This window comes from Acinetobacter sp. Lyrl_1, from assembly GCF_051948795.1.
GTDB lineage: Bacteria > Pseudomonadota > Gammaproteobacteria > Pseudomonadales > Moraxellaceae > Acinetobacter > Acinetobacter towneri.
The window spans coordinates 1-635 of sequence record NZ_JAYJLK010000109.1 but is presented as its reverse complement, the minus strand read 5'-3'; the positions used below and the strand labels follow the sequence as shown (position 1 = coordinate 635).

1 protein-coding gene and 1 pseudogene are annotated in these 635 nt (G+C 46.6%); both read left to right on the top strand.

Annotated features, from left to right (window positions below; translation table 11 throughout):
• Positions 1-303, top strand: a 303-nt coding sequence (tnpB, locus tag VF675_RS13760) for an IS66 family insertion sequence element accessory protein TnpB (RefSeq protein ID WP_440205393.1), incomplete at its 5' end; no start/stop codon positions are given.
• A gap of 74 nt (positions 304-377) precedes the next feature.
• Positions 378-635, top strand: a pseudogene (locus VF675_RS13755) (IS66 family transposase); the annotation flags it as partial.

Genomic DNA, 635 nt, shown 5'->3' with positions numbered 1-635 from the left:
CAACCTCTGGATATGCGAGCAGGGATGGATACTGTCATGGCTCAGGTGGTGAGAGCCTTTGGCTACATTAAACCGCATTGTGCTTACCTGTTCTGTAATAAACGTGGCCATCGCATGAAAGTGCTGGTACATGATGGACTGGGCATCTGGCTGTGTGCCCGGCGGCTGGAACAGGGAAAATTCCACTGGGCTAAAGTTCACCAGGGTGAAAGCGTAGCTCTCAACCCGGAACAGTTACAGGCATTAATCCAGGGTTTGCCTTGGCAGCGCATTGGACGACAGCAGGTGGTCACGATGCTCTAAACCAAGCTCGGCTATTCTGCCATCCTCCAAACGTTCTATTTCATTCTTCTCATGACCTCAGGCATACTGCGGTCATGAATACGCTGCCAGATTTAAGCCAACTGACCCATGAACAACTGCTGGAATTCACCCAGCAGTTGGCGATGCAGCATCAACAACTCGCAGAAGATAAACAACAATTAGATGCTCAAGTTCAACATCTGGAAGTATCAAATCAACAATTAGATGCCAAAGTTCAACATCTTGAAGTCACCAATCAGCAATTAGATTCTAAAGTTCAGCATCTTTCTATTCTCAATCAAAAATACGAGCATGAACTGGCGCTGTTTAAA